The organism is Paracoccus sp. MBLB3053 (assembly GCF_031822435.1).
Taxonomy (GTDB): Bacteria; Pseudomonadota; Alphaproteobacteria; order Rhodobacterales; family Rhodobacteraceae; genus Paracoccus; species Paracoccus aurantius.
This window is the reverse complement of the sequence record NZ_JAVQLW010000005.1, coordinates 143,331-161,542: the sequence shown is the minus strand read 5'-3', so window position 1 is coordinate 161,542 and position 18,212 is coordinate 143,331. Positions and strand designations below refer to the sequence as shown.

Below are 18,212 nucleotides of genomic sequence, written 5' to 3'. Positions count from 1 at the left end.
GCTATTCCGGGAAATGGCTGGTGACGATGAACATCACCGTGCCGATCAACGTGACCATGAAGGACCAGCTGAATGCCCACATGAACCAGGGTTGCATCAGCATGACGACCCCTAGCGCGATCAGGCAGGATGCCAGCATTTCCCATGGCGCGCGGCGAAAACGGGCAAGACCGTAAAGAAAGGGCTTCATTTGCGGACCGCTCCGAATGTGATCCCGCGCAGCAGGTGCTTGCGCAGAAGGATGGTGAAGACCATGACGGGCAGCAGGAACAGCGTCGCCCCGGCTGCGACCGCCGGCCAGTCCTGCCCGCCGACGCCGATGATCGTGGGAATGAACGGAGGCGCGGTCTGAGCCCTTCCGCTCGTCAGCAGCACGGCGAAGGCATATTCGTTCCATGCGAAGATCAGGCAGAAGATCGCTGTCGAAGCGATCCCCGTGGCGGCTTGAGGCAGCACGACCTTCCGGAACGCCTGAAACCGGGTGTAGCCGTCGATCAGGGCCGCTTCCTCGTATTCGCGGGGGATCTCGTCGATGAAACCCTTGAGCAGCCAGACAGCCAGCGACAGGTTCACGGCCGTATAAAGCAGGATCATGCCAAGGTGGGTGTCCGAAAGGCCCAGTTGGCGAAACATCAGGAAGATCGGGATCGCCACCGCGATGGGCGGCATCATCCGCGTGGACAGGATGAAGAACAGCAGGTCATCCTTCAGCGGCACCTTGAAGCGACTGAAGGCATAGGCCGCGAGCGTGCCGAGAAAGACCGACAGGAAGGTCGATCCGAATCCGATGATGACCGAGTTGAGGAACCTTTCGCCAAAGCGCGACGGCCCTGCAATGACCATGCCGTATTTCGCGACGATCTCTTCGTACCAGGTCTGCGGCGGGTTCGCGGCCAGGAATTCGGCCGTCTGGCGGGTCCGGGTGGTGAACAGGTTGACATAGCCTTCGAGTGTCGGCGGAAAGAACACCTTGGGTGGGTAGGCGATCGCGTCCGAGGGCGACTTGAACCCGGTGGCGATGATCCAGACCAGCGGCATCAGCGTGATCAGCGCATAGCCCACGACCAGGACACCAGCGACCCATTTCTGCACGCGCGAAGCTTCGGTGATCGAATAGCTCATCTGTTCTTCACCCTGTTCAGCGCCTTCACATAGATCGAGGCAAGGCCGAAGACCGTCACGAACAGGATGATCGCATAGGCCGAGGAATAGCCCGTGCGCCATTTTTCGAAGGCTTCGCGCTTGAGATTGATGGACGTAAGTTCGGTCGTATTTCCGGGGCCTCCGCCGGTCAGCTGAACCACGAGGTCGAACATCTTGAAGTTCTCGATGCCCCGGAACAGCACGGCCAGCATCAGGAAGGGCAGCACCATCGGGATGGTGATGGTCCAGAACTGCCGCCACTTGCTGGCCCGGTCGCATTCCGCAGCCTCGTAGATCGAGGCCGGGATCGAGCGCAGGCCCGCCAGACAGATCAGCATGACAAAGGGCGTCCACATCCAGGTGTCGACAATGATGATGGCCCAGGGCGCCAGGGAGACATCGGCGATCATCGAGAAGCTCGAGGGGTCGGCCCCGGTCAGGAAACCCACGACATAATTGAAAAGCCCGATCTGCGGTTGATAGAGAAACGTCCAGAAATTTCCAACCACCGCCGGCGAAAGCATCATCGGCAGGACGATGATCGTGGTCCACAGATCATTGCCACGAAACTTGCGGTTGATGAGCCAGGCCAGCGCAAAGCCGATCAGGATCTGCAGCGCCAGGGTCCAGAACAGGAAATGGGCCGTCGCCTGCATCGTCTGCCAGATATCGCCATCGGTCAGGATGCGCTGGTAGTTGCGCAAGCCAATGAACTCGACCGGCGCGTTGGGGCGATTCACCCGCATGTTGGTGAAGCTGAGACGTATCGTCCAGATCAGCGGGAAGATGTTCACCGCCAGCAGCAGGAAGATCGTCGGTGCCACGAAGATCCATGCGATCGCGCGGTCCGACAGCCCGCGCAGCCGCCGCGCCACAGGTGCCGGCGTTGCTTCGGCCACCCGCTCGAACGAACTTCTTTGCATCGGCGATCCTTTCGCGAGCGTGTCGCCCGCTCCTGCGCCGTAAACCGGCCCGGCGCCTTCCTGCGCCGCGCCCCCGGGACCAGTTCCCCGGGGGCATTGGGCGGAATCAAAGTTTCCCTTCATCCTCGAAGACCTCGGTCCAGTCCTCGACAAGCCCGTCCAGAGCCTCTTGCGCGGTGCCATTTCCGGCCACGACATAGTTGTGGACGCGCTGCTGCATCGCCAGGAGCAGCGAGGCATAGGCGGGCTCGGCCCAGAAATCCTTCACGATCGCCATGCTGTCGAGAAAGGTTTGTGCATAGGGCTGGCTGGTGGCGAAGCCAGGATCCTCGACCACGGATTTGAGCGCCGAATAGCCTCCCATCGCCCACCACTTTTTCTGAACCTCGGGCTGGGCAAACCACTTGATGTATTGCAGCGCCGCTTCGGGGCTGTCGGTGTTCGACACCACAGATATCCCCTGCCCGCCCAATTGGGCGAAATGGCCCTTGGGACCCGCGGGGTTCGGGAAATATCCCGACTTGTCGCCGCCGACATTCGGATCGGCATGGACGCCGGGCCAGATGAAGGCAAAATTCATCTGAAGCGCGACCTGCCCCGATTTGTAGGCGTCGATATTTTCGGACATGTACCAGTCCGACGAACCCGGCGGGACGCAGCAATCATAAAGCGCCTTGTAGAATTCGAGCCCCATCGCCGCATCTGCAGAATTGACGAAGCCTTGCAGGTCATAGGGCTTTTCCGGGTTCTGGTATTCGAACCCGTAATTGTAGAGAACGTTGGTCACGCCCATGGTAATACCTTCCGAGCCGCGCTCGGTATAGATCGCGGCGCCGTAGACCGTCTTGCCGTCGATCTCGCGGCCCTGGAAGAATTCTGCGACCTGTTTCAATTCCTCGAGACTCGCAGGCACGGCCAGCTCACGTCCGTATTTTTCCTTGAACTCGGCCTGAAGCTCAGGTCGTGCGAACCAATCCTTGCGATAAGTCCAGCCCACGACATCGCCGAAGGCCGGCAGAGCCCAGTAGTTCGGCGTGCCTTTCGGCCATTCGGAATAACCGGTCACCGTTGCAGGGATGAAGTCATCCATGCTGATTCCTTCGGCGTCGAAGAAATCGTTGAGCTTCTGATATTGCCCGTTTTCGGCCGCGCCGCCAATCCATTGGCTGTCGCCGATCATCAGGTCGCACAATTGCCCGCCGGAATTCAGCTCGTTCAGCATCCGATCGGCAAAGCTGGTCCAGGGAACGAATTCGAAGCTCATCTTGTGTCCGGATTCGGCCTCGAAATCCTTTGAAAGCTCGACCAGCGCATTGGCGGGGTCCCAAGCCGCCCAGCACAGGGTCAGGTCGTCGGCCTGCGCCGCACCTGCGCCGAAGACCAGCGCCGCGGCTGCAGCCGAGAGTATCAGCTGTCTCTTCATCGATTGTCCTCCCCCCAATGCGCGACCTCCCCGCCGCGACTCTCTGGTATAATATTTGTAAATGAGGTGCGAACCTCATAGCAACAAAATTATGAGGTGCGTGCCTCATGCCCATTGCAATGCCCGGTTCAAAAGCCGAATAACGGTTCAAGCCCGGTGAATGAGGGGAGTCTTCCAGAAGTTGATGCGTCCAACGACCAAGGATCTGGCACGGGCTGCAGGCGTAAGCCTCGCGACCGTAGATCGCGTCCTGAATGGCCGCAGCGGGGTGCGGGAGGAAACCGTGGCTGCCGTGAACGAAGCGATCGAACGGATCGGCTTCGTGCGCAACCTCTCGGCAGCCAATCTGGCGCGGCGCCGGATCTATCGCCTTGCATTCCTCTTGCCCATTACCGGTGACGCGTTCCTGACCACCCTTGAAAGCCATATCGCCGAGGCCGCGACCGCCTTTGCCTCGGAAGGGATCCAGGTCGAGATGCGACGTGCCATCGGCAGCGACCCGCACCAGATCGCCAAGACGCTTGCCGAACTTTCCGCCGACGATCTGGACGGTGTGGCGGTGCTGGCGCCTGAATCGCCCCAGGTTCGCGACGCGATGGCCCGGCTGCGCGGGCGCGGCGTGCAGGTCGTGCGCTTTCTTTCCGGTCAGTCGGGCGAGGCCGGGGGCGACAGCGTCGGGATCGACAATCGCGCCGCCGGGGCCACTGCTGGCCGGTTGATGGGGCGTTTCTGTTCGGGCCGGCCAGGCCAGATCCTTGTCATCGCCGATACGATGAACGCGCGTGACAGCGTCGAGCGTCGGCAGGGTTTCGATCAGGTCATCACGGGCAATTTCCCCGAACTGGCCGCGCTGCCCTCGCTGGAAACCCATGGCGATGCAGAGCGGACCCGGACGATCCTGCGCAACGCCTATGCCAACCATCCCGACATCGTTGGCGTCTATGTCCTGGCCTCAGAGGCGCGACTTCCGCTTGAGGCGATCGACGCCACCAGCGATTCCACCGGGCAGGTGATCATCGCCCATGAGCGGACGGGCTTTACCGAACGGCTCTTGCTTGAAGGAAAACTGGCCGCGGTGATTGCCCAGAACCCCGGTCACCTTGCCCGCAGCGCGATCCGGGTCATGCGCGCGAGATGCGACGGACGCCAGCCCATTGCCTCGCAGGAAGAAATCCGCATCGAAATCCTGCTGCCTGACAATCTCCGCCCACATCTGCCTGCCGACGCCCCGGCGACAGCACGTCCTTAACGTGCGCGGGAAAGGGGGCATCGCAGACCGCAGCTGGCATGCGGCTTCGTTGGGGGTGAACCTGGCAGTTCGCCCTTCTCAGGCGCAGTCGGCGGCGAAACCTTGCCCGGATGACAACTGCGTCAATTGACGCCGCCGGGGAGCTTTGTCAGCGTCACTGGCATTCCCGGCCGCCTGCAGGCCGCGGACAGCATCCAGGAACCAAAGCCGATGCCCGACTTCGCCCGCAAGAATGCCTGCGCTCCGCTGCGCCTTCATCGCAGATCGGTGCTTGCCGGGATGGCGATGAGCTGCTGTTCCCCGCACGGCATCGGCACCGCACATGGCGGATCGCAGGAGATCGGGTATTCATGGCAGGATTGGACGCGCAGTTTTCTCATGCCGGAGGGGCGGGTCGTCGATCCCCAGCAGGGGGGCATCAGTCATTCCGAGGGCCAGGCCTATGGCTTGCTACTTGCCCAGGCATTCGGCGATGAGTCCGCTTTCCGGTTGATCGAGCAATGGACCAGCTCACATCTCGCCATCCGCCAGGATCGTCTGCTGGCATGGAAATGGATGCCCGACCCTCAGGATGGGACGGCGCTGGACTGGCGCAATGCCACGGATGGAGACCTCATTCGCGCCTGGGCCTTGCTGCGGGCCACCCGCGATTCCGGATGGGGCGGCTATGAGACGACCTTTCGGGCGATCGCGCAAGATATTGCCTCGATCTGCCTTGCGCCGGACCCGCGTGCGCCCGCCGAACGGCTTCTGGTCCCCGGGGCCGAGGCACGCCGCCAAAGCGACCGGGTGCTGGTCAACCCGTCGTATTTCATCCCGCGCGCGCTACGCGAGCTTGGCGAGGCTGCGGACGAACCGGTGCTGGTCCGATGCGCCGACCACTCCGAAACCGTCCTGGCCGAAATGGCTGCCACGGGATTTCTGGCGGATTGGATCGACGTCACCGCGAATGGCTTCGAGGCACCGCAAGAGCACGACTTCCGCTGGGGCTATGACGCGTTGCGCATCCCGCTTTACCTGGTGTGGTCGGGGCAGGTCTCGCACCCAGCCGTGATGCTGGCCCAAAAGATGATGCTGACCGCCCCCATCCCCGACCACGTCGCGGTGGTCATCGGACCTGATGGCCAGGTTGAAGCGATGAGCGACGAAGCGGGTTTTCGCCTCATAGCCGATCTCGCATCGTGCACGCCATCCGATGCGAGAAAGCGAAGCACGGGCGGCGGCTCTGCGCCCTATTATCCGGCAACGCTTTGCCTGCTTGCCCAGATCGCGATGCGCGAAAGCGGATGCGCCGCGCCCGATGCGCAACAGAAGCCATAGGCTGAAAAGAATTCTTGCCACAACCTATGGCAAAGCTCCCTCAGCATTCGTTAACGTCAAGCACGAATAGCAATCAATCCATTAACGCGCCGGGTATTCTTCATGAAGTTTTCGAGACTGTTGATCGGTTTCCTTGCGATCATCCTGGCGCTTTGGATCATCGTGGGCGAGCAGATGTCCGGCGCCAGCGCCGATGCCGTGGTCAATGCTCGCATCGTGACCGTCCGCGCCGATGTCGCAGGGGATCTCTCGATGCCCAACCGTCCGCTTGGGGCAAAGGTCGCCAAGGGGGACATCCTGGCGAGCATCATCGACCCGCTGGTGGATTCCGTGAGACTGGACGACCTTTACATGGAATCGAGCTACTCGACGGCCGAGATCGCGCAGATGACTGCCCAGATCGACAAGGCGAAGGTTCAGAAGGCATCCCTTGAAAAGCGCAGCGAAACCTTTCGCCGGGAACGGCTGGACGAATTGCGCGAGCGTCTCGACCATGCGCGCAACCGGCTTGAGCTGCTTGAGCGGGGCGACGCGCTTGATGAAGACGGCCAGCGCCTGATCGACGCGGCCGGCGAGGTTTCCGGTCGGCTTCCGGCCGAACCGCTGACCCATGCGCTGGCGATCGACCATGCGCGTGAGCGGGTAGCGCTGCTGGATATCGCCCTGCGCTCTGCCGAGGCAGGCGTTTTCCTTGGTGACGGGTACAATGACGCACCGGTATCCGAGCAGCGCGCCATCGAGCTTGGGAGCGAAATAGACACGCTGACGACCCGCCTGGATGAGGCGAAAGCCCGCCTCACCGCGCTCACGGATCGGATCGCGCGCGAGCAGGTCCGTGTCAGTGGCCTGAGCGGAGGAGAGATCCTTGCACCAATCTCGGGGCAGTTCTGGGAAGTGCTCGAGGCGGACGGGGTCAATGTCCAACGGGGCGACCCGCTCCTGCGGATGGTGGATTGCGGTTCGGTGATGGTGACGCTTTCAGTGTCCGAGCGGGTCTATAACAGCCTCAGGCTTGGCGGTCCGGCCAAGTTCCGGCTTGATGGCCAGTCGAAGCTCTATGACGGCACCATCAGCCGGCTTGCCGGCAGCGGCGCCGCCACGGTCTATCGCAACCTCGCCATCGCCCCCAGCCAGAGACATCTGGAACGCTACGACGTCACCCTTCTGGTGCCGGAACTGGGCGCGTCCGAAGGCGGCTGCATGATCGGACAGACCGGGCGCGTCTTCTTCGACCGGCGCCCGCTCGACTGGCTGCGCAGCATCTTTTCCTGAGATGGCAACGTTTCCGATGTTGAGCGAGCTGGGCTCGTCCCTGGTCCCTCTCTTGCTGCTGGGCGGGGTCGCGCTGTTGCTGCCCATCTTCGTTCGTCCCACCAGCAACCTGCATCGTTCGCTGCTCTTCGCAGCGACGATCTTTCTGGCGCTGCGCTACGCCTGGTGGCGCGGAAGCCAGACCCTGGCACCGCCCGGGCTGACCGTGGACATGTTCGCAAGCTGGTCGCTTTTCCTGATCGAGATGCTTGCTCTGGCGGGTTCGCTCAGCGCATTCGTCATCATGTCGCGCATCAGGCTGCGCAGCGACGAAGCCAGCGAGAACCTGGGCTGGTGGGGCGAAGACGAGCCTCGGGTCGCGATCCTCATCGCAACCTATAACGAGGAACTCGATGTCCTCGAACGAACCATTGTCGGGGCAAAGTCGCTACGCCACGCGAACAAGGAAGTCATGGTCCTTGATGACAGCCGCCGTGACTGGCTGCGCGACTATTGCGCATCGCAGGGCGTGCGCTACATGCGACGCCCCGACAACAAGGGCTCGAAGGCCGGCAACATCAACCATGCCCTTGACCGCCTTGCCGAGGACCCGGTCCCGCCGGACTTCGTCGCGGTTCTCGATGCCGATTTCGTGCCGCATCGCGGGTTCATTTCGCGCACCCTCGCGCTTTTCCACGACCCGAAGGTCGGGCTGGTCCAGACCCCGCAGCATTTCTTCAACGCAGACCCCATCCAGCACAATTTGGGATTGTCCCGCTCATACCCCGACGAGCAGCGCTTCTTCTTCGACCACATGCAGCCCAGCCGCGACGGCTGGGGCATCGCATTCTGCTGCGGCACCTCGTCGATCTGCCGCTGGACGGCCCTGCGCGATATCGGTGGGCTGCCGACCGAAAGCGTGACCGAGGATTTCATGCTCACGCTGGCCCTGCAAGACAAGGGCTGGACGACGGCCTATCTGGCCGAGCCGCTCTCGGAAGGGCTCGCGCCGGAAGGTCTCAAGGAATATGTGACGCAACGGGCACGCTGGTGTCTTGGCCTGATGCAGATTGCTCGCTCGTCGCTGGGGCCGATGGCGACGAACAACCTGCGCCTGCGTGATCGCTGGAGCGTCGTGGATTCCGTCTTTTTCTGGATGACCAGTTTTCCGTTCAGGGTCGCGGCCGTCGTCTACCCGCTGCTTTACTGGTATTTCAACGTCATCGTCGTGGATGCCAGCCTGACCGACGTGATCAGCATCTTCGGGGCCTATTACCTGTGGACCCTGGTCGTGCTCAACCTTCTCAGCCGTGGCATGGTCGTCCCGATCCTGAACGACGTGAGCCAGCTTATCGGGGCAATCCCCATCACGCGTGCGGCCTATACCGGCATGTTCCGGCCGAACGGGCACCCCTTCTCGGTCACGGCCAAGGGGGGAGACCGGACAAGGATTGTCATCCAGTGGCGCATGATGGCCCCGTTCGCAATTCTGCTTGGCTTGACCACCTTCGGGCTTTGGCTCGGTATCCTGTCGGATCGCTTCGCCTTCAACGATGCGGGCGACGGGAAATGGGTCATCCTGTTCTGGACGATCTACAATGTCGTCGTCCTGGCGATGACCTGCCTCGCATGTGTCGAGCTGCCGCGGCGCGAACGCCACATCGCCGACCAGCCCGAACGCGCGATCTTCGCGACGGGGGACGAGTTGCGCCGGCAGTGGATCGCATCCCTTACGCTTGATACCGTCAGGCTGCGCGGCCGGATCTATCCGATCGGGACGCGTGGGCTTTTGCGGATCAAGGATGTCGGCGATGTCGAGGCCTATGTCATCGCCCAGACCCCGGACGGCACAAGACTGCACCTCCTGCCGGACGATCAGCAGCGCGAAGCCCTCTTCCTGCGCTTCTATGCCGATGGCGACGCGCCGGGGGTGGCGCGCGCCCAGACATCCGCACTGATTTCGGACATTGCGCGCAGGCTGTCCTTCCGGACCGGGACTAGATAGGCCGGTCCTGCTGGAGGCGCGCCAGCGCGGACGAAATCTGGGCCGCCTCGCGCGTCACGGTCGAGCTCGGGGGGTATTCGTCCGACCCTCCGGCGATGCGCTCGGCCGAACCCGCAAGCATGGCAAGCGGCGCGGCGAAGATCCGGACATAGATCGCAGTGGCGCCGAACAGGATGGCAAGAATGGCAAGGACACTCAGCAGCCCGCCCTGGCGCAGCAAGGCCGCGTCCGAGGCAAAGCTCTTCGTCTCGATCCGTCCAAGCATCCGCCAGCCGAAGCTGGGCAATTCCTTGAAGCTGATCTGCGGCACCAGCGTGCTGAAATAGTCCTGTCCATCCGGCCAGGTTTCACGCATCGCGCCTTCGGAACCGGTCTGGGCGACCCGAAGGATCTCCAGATCGCTGGTCCGGGGCGTCTCACCTGTTGTCGTCGCCACCACCGAGCCGTCTGCCGAGAGCAGGAACAGGTCGAGTTCGAGGTTGCGCGCGGTTTCCCTGAGGGAGCCTTCCAGCCAGTTTGCGTTGATGTGCATCCCCACCACGCCGATCACCTGCCCTCTTACGTCAAGGACCGGACGCGACAGGTCGATGAAGCGCAGCGGCTCGTCGGTCTCGCTGCCAAGCAGCTTCGCAAGAAGCAGCGCCTCGTGCATGTCACCCGCAAATCCGCCGTTCAAGCCACCCCGAAACCAAGGACGCGCCGACACGTCCTGCCCGATCAGCATCCCGTCCGTCGCCTCGATGACGCGGCCGTTGATATCGGTATAGCCGATCCAGGAAATCCGGTCTCCCTCGCCCTGCATGCCATCCAGCACGCCACGCAGGGTATCCTGCTTGAGGTTCGTGGCCTGCTCGGCAAGGAAGCCCAGACTGCGCCAATCGCGTTCAAGGCTGCGTGCCAGGATCTTGGCCGCCGCATGCGTCCGCACGTTCACCGCGCGATCGAGCGCCTCGTCGATCATCCGGCCAGAGCGATCGGCGAGGATCGCGGCAAGAAGCACAAAAATGGCCGCGAGGGTGATCAGCACGAAGGCATAGACTGAGCGCGTGAGGGTGAGCCTGGTGTAATCTCGGGATTGGGCGGGCATGGTTCACCTCAGAACGTATTGATTGAAAAGCCGAGAAACGCCTCGTCGGAATCGAATTTGTAGCCGGCGCGCAGGCTGAAGGGGCTGTCCCTGAAGCCCTTCCGGAAGGCAAGAGTCGTTTCCGTATAATTGTCGCTGCCGCCGCGCGACAGGTCGATACCCGCATTCAGTGCATTGCTGTTCAGCTGTCCAAGCACGAACCAGGAATTGTTGACGCTGTTCAGGTCGACCAACCCATAGACCGAGCCGAATTCCAGCGGCGTGTAGCGTTCTATCGAAACCTTCCCACCGGTCCGCACATCGTCATCCCCCTCGTCCTGCCAGGTCTTGCCCATCGTGGGACCGAACTTGAGAACGCCGACATTGCCCAGCTGCAGGGCGTAGGTGACGCTGGCGTAAAGCTCCTTGCCCCCCTCGTAATCGGTCGAGTTGGCTCCGAAGGTCAGCGGGCCGCGCTGCAGGGCGACCACGCCTCCGCGCGTGTCGCTGCCGATATCGGACTGCAGGAAGAAACCGTCCGCCACGGCTGGCCCGGCCGGTTGGAAGGCAAGGACGGTGATGGCCGGGGCGAGCAGACGCAAATGCTGGAGCATGAAAAAGCTGAACCTGAAAAGCAGACAGAGGGCGAAATTGCCGCTGCGGCAATACTGAATGATTGAGCAGCCAGCGCAACCTGCAACTCATGGTTTTGGCATCTTCGGTTGTGATGCGTCGTCGATACCGTGACACAAAGCAAGCATGCCGCCTTTGGCCGCTTCATTCTGGCGCAGGTTGCACCATTCGGGGACATCGCCTGAGCACCCGGCAAGCGCGATCGGGGCTGCGACGTCCAAAGCGACAATTAGCGCTTTCCCCGAACGGCTCAGGCGGATTGCGGCCAAGTGATCTCGACGATCTCGCCCCCGCCCGGACGGGGCATCAGGCGCAATCGCCCCGACATGCGCCGAGCGGCCTCGGCCACGATGGCAAGACCCAGCCCGCTACCCGATCCGGAACTCCCCGCGCCCCGATAAAAGCGCTGGGTGACATACGCACGATCCATTTCCTGAATGCCGGGTCCTTGGTCCAGGACGCGAAAGGTCGCCCCCTGCTGGTCGCATCCCAGCTCTATGTCGACAACCGAACCTGTCGGGGCAGCGTTCAACGCATTCTCGATGACGTTACGCATGGCTGAGGCCAGCAACGCGCCATGGGGCGTCTGCCACGGGCATCCGGGCGCATCGACGCGCAGCGCCACGTCCCGGCCCTCCGCCACCGGGCGCAGATCACGAACGACCTCGGCAAGGACCTGCTGCGCAGGCACGCAGACCCGGCCCTGCCCCGCGCTTTCGACCGCCGTCATGTCCAGAAGTTGCCGCACCATCCGGTCGGTCCGGTTCACCCCCTCGACGATCAGGCCAAGCGCATGGCGGCGCGTCGGCTCATCCGGTGCCGAGCCCGCGATCTGAGCCTGGGTCTTGAGCCCCGCCAAGGGCGTCTTCAGTTCATGCGCGGCGTAGGCGGTAAAATTCCGTTCCCGGTTGCGCATCGTCTCGACGCGGTGGAACAGGTCATCCAGCGCATGTGTCATCGGCCGCAACTCGCGTGGCACCGGGCGATGCGGCAGCGGCGAAAGGTCATCGGCAGCACGGGCGCCCAGCTCGTTCGCCAATCGGTCCAATGGCTGAAGCCCGCGCCCGACAGCCCACCAGATCAGCCCGGCAAGGATCGGCAGCGCCAGCAGAGCCGGGATGAGCAAGCCGAACGTCACCCGGTTGACGAGCCTTTCGCGGACAGCGACCGCGTCTCCCACCATGACCCTGATGCCAAGACGCTGGTCGACCAGGCTGTACACGCGCCACTTCTCGCCGCCTGCCGCGCTTTCCGCGAATCCTTCGGTTTCGCCGACAAGTGGCTGGCGCGGCGCCCCTGCCGAGTCGCTGATCAATTCGCCGTCCAATCCCCAGATCTGGCATGCCAATTGCCGCAGATAGCTGTGTGACCCCATCATGGGCATGACCGGGGCGGGCGCGCGCGCGGCGGCTTGCGAAAGCACTTCCGGGTCGATATTGCCGCCCGCCAGCAGCGAGACGACCATCTTCGCGGCCTCTTCCAGCCGCCGGTCAAGCACCCGCCCCACCTCGGCCCGTGCCGAATATTGCAGCCACGTCACCCCCGAAAGCCAGACTGCCCCGGTGGCGATCAGAAGAATGACAAAGAGCCGCTTGCGGATCGAGCTCATCCCGCATCCGCCAGACGGTAGCCCGCACCGCGAACGGTTTCGATCACGCCGGCGCCAAGCTTGGCCCGCAGGTTATGGACATGGACCTCGATCGTGTTGCTTTCGACCCTTTCCTGCCAGCCATAGATGCGTTCTTCCAGCTGCACCTTCCCAAGGATAGCGCCCGGCCGCTCCATCAGCGCCTGGAGGATCGCGAATTCGCGCGGAGAGAACGTGATCTCGCGCCCGTCGCGCCGGCCGCGCATCTGGGCCGGGTCCAATCGCAGCCCGTTCCATGCCATCTCGGCCTCGGCCCTGCCCTGCGCGCGGCGGATCAAGGCACGCAATCGCGCGGCCAGTTCATCCAGTTCGAACGGCTTGCCCAGATAATCGTCGGCGCCCGCGTCTAGCCCCTGAACCCGGTCCGGTGTTCGATCGCGCGCGGTCAGGACAAGAACCGGCAGCGTCCCGCCCTGACCGCGCAATTCGCGCAGCAGATCCAGGCCCGATCCATCGGGCAACATGAGATCCAGCACCGCCGCCCGAAAGCCACCCATCGCCAGCGCCTGACGCGCATCGGCGCAGTCACATACGGCTTCGGGCGAAAACCCTGCAAGGCGCAGGCCGACCGTCAGCCCGTCGCGCAATATCGCGTCATCCTCGATGATCAGGACCCTCAATTCGCGCTCTCCGTTTCGTGTTCCGGTGTCATTTTCTGTCAGCGCCGCCTTAAGGCTGACTTAAGCCGCGTCCGTGATTGCTGCGTCGTATGACAGAAAGGCTGCGAGCGGCATGAGAGCAAGGTTCCTGACGATCATCTTTGCGTGGATTCTGGTCGCGATGCCGCTCGTCGCGCAGGAATTTTCGATTTCGGGGAAAGCGGCGCGACCGCTTGACCCGCATGAGGCTTTCCAGATGCGGCTCGAGCCCGCCGATAGCGCAGGCGCGCATATCGGATGGAAGATCGCGCCCGGCTATTACCTTTACCGGGACAGCTTCGAAGTGACGGATGCTGCGGGCAAGAAGCTTCGGGTCGTGACCGCTCCGGGCGCGATCAAGGACGACCCCAGCTTCGGCTTGGTCGAGGTCTATCATGACAAGGCGCAGATTACCGTGCCGGATGCTGCGGGCCGGGTCGAGGTCACCTATCAGGGCTGTCAGGACAACGGCATCTGCTACCAGCCGACAAGCGCAGTGATTGATCTGCCGACGCCGCAGATGTCCACGCGGATGCCTGCCGAAGTCCCCGGCACCGCAGTCGGACTGGTGTTCGAAACGACCCCCGGGCTGGATGGTCTGGCGGCCAAAGGCACGGCATGGCTGCTGCTGGCTTATCTGGGCTTCGGCATCGCCCTGGCATTCACGCCTTGCGCCTTTCCCATGCTCCCCGTCCTGATCGGCATGCTTGCGCGGCAGGGCGAAGCGCTTGTACCTGCGCGCGGCGCAGCGCTTTCGGGCGTCTACGCGCTGGCCATGGCCTCGGCCTTTGGCCTGATCGGCGCCATCGTCGGTTGGTCCGGCCAGAACCTTCAGATTGCCCTGCAATCGCCATGGGCGATCGGCGCCATGGCCTTGCTCTTCGGCGCTCTCGCCATGTCGGCGCTGGGGCATTTCGATCTGAAGATGCCGGGCGCGGTTTCGGCGCGGATCTCTCGGCTTCAAGGACCCCGTGGTTCGCTTTTGGGGGCGGCGATCCTTGGCTTCTGCTCGGCTCTGATCCTCGGGCCCTGCGTGACCGCGCCGCTGGCGGGTGCGCTTCTATACATCGCCCAGACCGGGGATGTCGCGCTAGGTGCCGCGGCACTTTTCGCGCTGGGGCTCGGGCAAGGGATTCCGCTGGTTCTCGCGGCTACGTTCGGCGCGGCCCTTCTGCCCAGGGCCGGGCAGTGGATGCATCATGTCCGGGGCATTTTTGCACTGGTCTTTCTGGTCATGGCCATCTGGCTCGCCGGTCGCATCCTGCCGGGGCAGGCAACGCTGGCGCTTTGGGCCATTCTTCTGATCGGAACGGGCATTCATCTTGGCGCGTTCGGGCGCGAGATCGCCCCGATCGCCCGCACCCTTGCCGTGAGCGCCCTTGTCGCAGGTCTCCTGCAGGCCTTCGGCGCCGCATCGGGTGGAAGCGATCCGCTGAAACCGCTTGCAAGCCTTGCGAGTGCCGCGCGCGCCCCGGCCGAGACAGGCCAGGACTTCGCCGATGTCGGGTCAGCAGGTGCATTGCGCCAGGCGCTCGCAAGCCCGGCCGATCGGCCCGCGATCATCTATGTCACCGCAGATTGGTGCATCACCTGTCGCGGCATCGAACGCGATCTTCTCCCCGACCCGGACATCATGGCAGCCCTTTCGGATCTCGCGCGGGTCAAGGTCGATGTCAGTGAGCCGAACCCGGACCTGATCGCACTGATGGCCGAACTGGGCGTGGCCGGACCACCGACCATGATCTTCCTTGACCGTGAACGGCGCGAGGTCGCGGGAAGCCGTCTCATCGGCACGATTTCGGCGGGTGAATTGCGGCGCTCTGCCCGTGCGGCGGGGAACGGCTGATGCAGGGACCGTCGCTTGGCCCCTTCGTCTGGTCCGCCGATCGCATGGCGGTGCTGGCCGGGCTGCTTAACTTGATGGTCGTGACCGCCACCCCTTGGCGAAATCTCGCGCGCCGATCTGCGCGCAGGCATGCAATCCCTGAAAGGACCGAACTGATGCGACTTCCGCTGCGCCGTCTTGCGCTGATCCTGGCCCTGCCACTCGCCCTCGGCGCCTGTGCCGAAAAACCCGGACCGGAACAGCCCCCGGTCGTGCCGCCGGTCGCACCCGAGGTTCTGTCGATGTATGCCGCAACCGAGGATAACGGATTCCGGATCGATGCGATCGACCCCAAATACCTGACCCAGCGCAATATCCGCCAAGAGGTGGATTACTGGACCGACGAAAAGCCGGGTACCATCATCATCGACCCCTGGCTGCGCTTTCTCTATTACGTGCTGCCTGACAACCGGGCGATGCGCTACGGTGTCTCGGTCGGAGACGAAGGCCGGGCCTTCGCCGGTGAGGCGCATATCCCCTATGCCCGAAACTGGCCAAGCTGGCGGCCGACCGAGAACATGATCAAGGACCAGCCCGAGACCTATGCCGCGCTACGCGACGGCCTTCCGGGCGGGCCGGGAAACCCGTTGGGCGCGCGCGCCATGTATCTGCACAAGGGCAACAAGGATACGTTCTACCGCATCCACGGCACCATGGACCCTTCCTCGATCGGCAAGGCGACATCGGCTGGCTGCATCCGGATGTTCAATCAGGATGCCATCCACCTTGAAGAACGCGTGCGTTCAGGGGCGCGAGTCGTGGTGCTGGAACTTGAACAGGCGGGAATGGGCACGGTGCCACCGGGCACGTTGTTGCCCCCGCCCCCATCCCGGATCGCTCCGCCCCCGATGCCCGGCGATACCGGGACCGACTGGCTCAGCCGCGCAGATGATTTCCCGCAAGGAGAAACCACATGAAACCGACACGCCGCGACACGCTGGCAATGGGGCTTGGCGCGACCTGCGTCATGATTTCGCCCGCCTTCGCGCAATCGCAGATCGCGGGTCCGTCTCCGCGCGAACTCACGCACGATCCCGACCAGCCCGTGCTTGGCAACCCGGATGGCGATGTCACGCTGATCGAGTTTTTCGATTATCAATGCCCCTTCTGCCGCAAGGCCCATCCCGAAACGATGGATCTCGTGCACAAGGATGGTGGCATCCGCCTGGTCCTGAAGGACTGGCCCGTATTCGGACCGGTTTCAGAACGCGCGACGATGATCGCGCTGGGGTCAGTGGCGGGCGGGAAATACCCTCAGGTCGTGGAAGCCATGATGGCAATGAAGGGCCGCAGGCTGACCGATGCCGATATCGACAAGGCCGTCGCCAAGGCGGGCATCTCCCCCGAAGCGGCGCTTGAGAGCTTCGACAAGGGTTATGCCAAGTGGACCGCTCTGGTCGGCCGCAATATGGGCATCGCCGAAATGCTGGGGCTGATGGGCGCGCCCTCCTACGTCGTGGGTCGCGATCTGTTTCCCGGCGTCACGCGCATGAGCGTCCTGAAATCCGCGATAGATACCGCGCGAAGGGGATGATCCGCCGATCCGTCCGCGCGCGAGAAAGGCGGCCCCGATCCGGGCCGCCCCATGTTGGCGGCGATCTAGCCCGCGGCCCCGCCGAAGCGACGCGACCGCATGAAGATCGCGTCAAGCGCGAGCATTACGATCAGCGACGCTCCGACCAGCGGAAAAAGGATGCCGCCAAGGGCGAGAATCGCGACCAGTCCGCGCAACACGCGCTTGTCCGACGGCATCGGTGGCACCCCGAGCGAACCCGATGGGCGCCTTTTCCACCACATGACCGCGGCCGAGACGCAAAGCAGCACGGTCGCGATGCAGGCCATCACAAGGATAAGCTGGTTCGCCGCGCCGAAGGTCTGCCCCATATGCGTATTGATGCCCCATTCCAGCGCCTTGCCCATTGGTCCGTAATCGCCGTAGCCCATGTCCAGAAGCGGCTCTCCCGAATACTGGTCAAGATGGATGACACGCTGCTGGCTCAGGTCATCGGGATAGACCGAACCGGTGAAGACGCCTTGGGGCCTGCCCGGAAGGGCGACCGAATAGCCGGGGTGCAGACCAAGGGCGTCGAACTTCATCACCGCCTGATCCAGCGAGATCGGCGCCGCGCCATCCTGCACATTGGGCGTTTCAGGCAGGCGCGCCTGTTCAAGCGTCCACGAGGTCTTGGCGATGTCGTCCAGCTTCTGGTCCGACATCGGAACGTTGACCCGCACCCCGTCGGGATAGCCGAAATTGTTGCCATTGGCCCATTGATTCACCTTGGCACCCCAGACGCCCGACCATGGCATGCCGGTGATGGCAAGAAAGACGATGAAGCCGCCGACGAACAGCCCCGTCACCGCGTGCAGGTCGCGCCAGAACACGCGACGTTGCGGCCTGCCCCGGACCGATAGGACGCCGCCCTTTTGCCCGCGCGGCCACCACAGGTAGATGCCGGTTCCGACCAGCAGGATGGACCACCCCGCTGCGATCTCGATGGCATAGCGCGCATAGGTGCCGAAATACTTGAGACTGTGCAGATAGCGGATCGTCCACATCAGCGTGCTGCGATCGGACAGCGCGCCAAGGACAAGGCCGCTATAGGGATCGACATAGACCGCCGACTTGCCATCGGCTGTCTTGACGGTGATCTCGGCCGAACTGTCGGGATGCGCGGGTGCGGTGTATTTCAAGGCTGACCCCGGCACGACCTGCAGCGCAGATGCGACCATGGCGGTCGGCGCGATGCGATCGGCCTGCTGGACGGCGACACGCTTCAGATCGGCATGATACCAGGCGTCGATTTCATCACGATAGATGTAGAGCGCGCCCGTGATCGAGAGCGAGATGAGAAAGGGCAGTACAAGCAGCCCGGCATAGAAATGCCAGCGCCACACGGCGCGGTAAAGATCGCTCGCGCCGGTCGCGGCGCGTGCGGGACGGCCAATGGCCGTATCCTGAAGTGACATATCGGTGCTCGCAAGCAGGCGGGCCGCAAACGGTCCCGCGAAACAAGGGGGGCGGCCC

At 63.3% G+C, this 18,212-nt stretch carries 16 protein-coding genes; 7 read left to right on the top strand and 9 right to left on the bottom strand.

From position 1 onward, the window contains the following. Position 1: 1 nt before the first annotated feature. The 4 genes from RGQ15_RS20960 to RGQ15_RS20945 form a co-directional block, all read right to left on the bottom strand. On the bottom strand, positions 2–190 hold the full coding sequence (locus RGQ15_RS20960) for a hypothetical protein (RefSeq protein ID WP_311162817.1): 189 nt from the start codon (positions 188–190) through the stop codon (positions 2–4). Then, positions 187–1,122, bottom strand: a complete 936-nt coding sequence (locus tag RGQ15_RS20955; RefSeq protein ID WP_311162815.1) for a carbohydrate ABC transporter permease — start codon at positions 1,120–1,122, stop codon at positions 187–189. Before RGQ15_RS20955 ends, RGQ15_RS20960 begins: the two co-directional genes overlap by 4 nt. Beyond that, the gene (locus tag RGQ15_RS20950; RefSeq protein ID WP_311162813.1) at positions 1,119–2,066 is read right to left on the bottom strand and encodes a carbohydrate ABC transporter permease; all 948 of its coding nucleotides are present in this window, start codon (positions 2,064–2,066) and stop codon (positions 1,119–1,121) included. Before RGQ15_RS20950 ends, RGQ15_RS20955 begins: the two co-directional genes overlap by 4 nt. A gap of 106 nt (positions 2,067–2,172) precedes the next feature. Then, complete coding sequence (locus tag RGQ15_RS20945) at positions 2,173–3,489, bottom strand: ABC transporter substrate-binding protein (RefSeq protein ID WP_311162812.1); 1,317 nt, start codon at positions 3,487–3,489, stop codon at positions 2,173–2,175. Positions 3,490–3,673: 184 nt separating this feature from the next. Here RGQ15_RS20945 and RGQ15_RS20940 point away from each other — a divergent pair, with 184 nt between their 5' ends. From RGQ15_RS20940 to RGQ15_RS20925, 4 genes are all read left to right on the top strand, one after another. Then, on the top strand, positions 3,674–4,738 hold the full coding sequence (locus RGQ15_RS20940; protein WP_311162811.1) for a LacI family DNA-binding transcriptional regulator: 1,065 nt from the start codon (positions 3,674–3,676) through the stop codon (positions 4,736–4,738). Positions 4,739–4,948: 210 nt separating this feature from the next. After that, positions 4,949–6,058, top strand: coding sequence for a glycosyl hydrolase family 8 (locus tag RGQ15_RS20935; RefSeq protein ID WP_311162810.1), 1,110 nt, complete (start codon positions 4,949–4,951; stop codon positions 6,056–6,058). A 102-nt stretch (positions 6,059–6,160) separates the two neighbouring features. Next, positions 6,161–7,330 (top strand): HlyD family secretion protein, encoded by a 1,170-nt coding sequence (locus tag RGQ15_RS20930; RefSeq protein ID WP_311162809.1) that lies wholly within the window; start codon positions 6,161–6,163, stop codon positions 7,328–7,330. A 16-nt stretch (positions 7,331–7,346) separates the two neighbouring features. Then, complete coding sequence (locus tag RGQ15_RS20925; RefSeq protein WP_311162807.1) at positions 7,347–9,314, top strand: glycosyltransferase family 2 protein; 1,968 nt, start codon at positions 7,347–7,349, stop codon at positions 9,312–9,314. On the opposite strand, the gene RGQ15_RS20920 is transcribed toward RGQ15_RS20925, so the two are convergent. From RGQ15_RS20920 to RGQ15_RS20905, 4 genes are all read right to left on the bottom strand, one after another. Then, positions 9,307–10,401, bottom strand: a complete 1,095-nt coding sequence (locus RGQ15_RS20920; protein ID WP_311162806.1) for a cache domain-containing protein — start codon at positions 10,399–10,401, stop codon at positions 9,307–9,309. The two genes, RGQ15_RS20925 and RGQ15_RS20920, sit on opposite strands and share 8 nt — an antisense overlap. Before the next feature lie 8 nt (positions 10,402–10,409). Further along, complete coding sequence (locus RGQ15_RS20915; RefSeq protein ID WP_311162805.1) at positions 10,410–10,994, bottom strand: hypothetical protein; 585 nt, start codon at positions 10,992–10,994, stop codon at positions 10,410–10,412. 269 nt (positions 10,995–11,263) lie between these two features. Then, the gene (locus RGQ15_RS20910) at positions 11,264–12,622 is read right to left on the bottom strand and encodes an ATP-binding protein (protein WP_311162804.1); all 1,359 of its coding nucleotides are present in this window, start codon (positions 12,620–12,622) and stop codon (positions 11,264–11,266) included. Then, positions 12,619–13,281 (bottom strand): response regulator, encoded by a 663-nt coding sequence (locus RGQ15_RS20905; protein WP_311162803.1) that lies wholly within the window; start codon positions 13,279–13,281, stop codon positions 12,619–12,621. Before RGQ15_RS20905 ends, RGQ15_RS20910 begins: the two co-directional genes overlap by 4 nt. Positions 13,282–13,393: 112 nt before the next feature. Here RGQ15_RS20905 and dsbD point away from each other — a divergent pair, with 112 nt between their 5' ends. The 3 genes from dsbD to RGQ15_RS20890 are packed head-to-tail and all read left to right on the top strand — an operon-like array spanning position 13,394 to position 16,718. Continuing rightward, entirely contained in the window at positions 13,394–15,145 is a 1,752-nt protein-coding gene (dsbD, locus tag RGQ15_RS20900; protein ID WP_311162802.1) for a protein-disulfide reductase DsbD, read from the top strand. Further along, positions 15,145–16,101 carry a L,D-transpeptidase gene (locus RGQ15_RS20895; protein WP_311162801.1) on the top strand — a complete coding sequence of 319 codons (957 nt, stop codon included), beginning with the start codon at positions 15,145–15,147 and terminating at the stop codon, positions 16,099–16,101. Before dsbD ends, RGQ15_RS20895 begins: the two co-directional genes overlap by 1 nt. Continuing rightward, complete coding sequence (locus RGQ15_RS20890; RefSeq protein ID WP_311162799.1) at positions 16,098–16,718, top strand: DsbA family protein; 621 nt, start codon at positions 16,098–16,100, stop codon at positions 16,716–16,718. Before RGQ15_RS20895 ends, RGQ15_RS20890 begins: the two co-directional genes overlap by 4 nt. A 65-nt stretch (positions 16,719–16,783) precedes the next feature. On the opposite strand, the gene RGQ15_RS20885 is transcribed toward RGQ15_RS20890, so the two are convergent. Beyond that, positions 16,784–18,154: a PepSY-associated TM helix domain-containing protein gene (locus tag RGQ15_RS20885; protein WP_311162798.1), complete on the bottom strand. Its 1,371-nt coding sequence runs from the start codon at positions 18,152–18,154 to the stop codon at positions 16,784–16,786. Positions 18,155–18,212: the final 58 nt, after the last annotated feature.

Excerpts from the sequence above, each read along its gene's own strand:
- RGQ15_RS20935 (WP_311162810.1), top strand. The coding sequence starts at position 4,949 with ATGCCCGACTTCGCCCGCAAGAATGCCTGCGCTCCGCTGCGCCTTCAT.
- RGQ15_RS20955 (WP_311162815.1), bottom strand. The coding sequence starts at position 1,122 with ATGAGCTATTCGATCACCGAAGCTTCGCGCGTGCAGAAATGGGTCGCT.
- RGQ15_RS20910 (WP_311162804.1), bottom strand. The coding sequence starts at position 12,622 with ATGAGCTCGATCCGCAAGCGGCTCTTTGTCATTCTTCTGATCGCCACC.
- RGQ15_RS20950 (WP_311162813.1), bottom strand. The coding sequence starts at position 2,066 with ATGCAAAGAAGTTCGTTCGAGCGGGTGGCCGAAGCAACGCCGGCACCT.
- dsbD (WP_311162802.1), top strand. The coding sequence starts at position 13,394 with ATGAGAGCAAGGTTCCTGACGATCATCTTTGCGTGGATTCTGGTCGCG.
- RGQ15_RS20885 (WP_311162798.1), bottom strand. The coding sequence starts at position 18,154 with ATGTCACTTCAGGATACGGCCATTGGCCGTCCCGCACGCGCCGCGACC.
- RGQ15_RS20940 (WP_311162811.1), top strand. The coding sequence starts at position 3,674 with ATGCGTCCAACGACCAAGGATCTGGCACGGGCTGCAGGCGTAAGCCTC.
- RGQ15_RS20960 (WP_311162817.1), bottom strand. The coding sequence starts at position 190 with ATGAAGCCCTTTCTTTACGGTCTTGCCCGTTTTCGCCGCGCGCCATGG.
- RGQ15_RS20895 (WP_311162801.1), top strand. The coding sequence starts at position 15,145 with ATGCAGGGACCGTCGCTTGGCCCCTTCGTCTGGTCCGCCGATCGCATG.
- RGQ15_RS20920 (WP_311162806.1), bottom strand. The coding sequence starts at position 10,401 with ATGCCCGCCCAATCCCGAGATTACACCAGGCTCACCCTCACGCGCTCA.
- RGQ15_RS20930 (WP_311162809.1), top strand. The coding sequence starts at position 6,161 with ATGAAGTTTTCGAGACTGTTGATCGGTTTCCTTGCGATCATCCTGGCG.
- RGQ15_RS20890 (WP_311162799.1), top strand. The coding sequence starts at position 16,098 with ATGAAACCGACACGCCGCGACACGCTGGCAATGGGGCTTGGCGCGACC.
- RGQ15_RS20915 (WP_311162805.1), bottom strand. The coding sequence starts at position 10,994 with ATGCTCCAGCATTTGCGTCTGCTCGCCCCGGCCATCACCGTCCTTGCC.
- RGQ15_RS20945 (WP_311162812.1), bottom strand. The coding sequence starts at position 3,489 with ATGAAGAGACAGCTGATACTCTCGGCTGCAGCCGCGGCGCTGGTCTTC.
- RGQ15_RS20925 (WP_311162807.1), top strand. The coding sequence starts at position 7,347 with ATGTTGAGCGAGCTGGGCTCGTCCCTGGTCCCTCTCTTGCTGCTGGGC.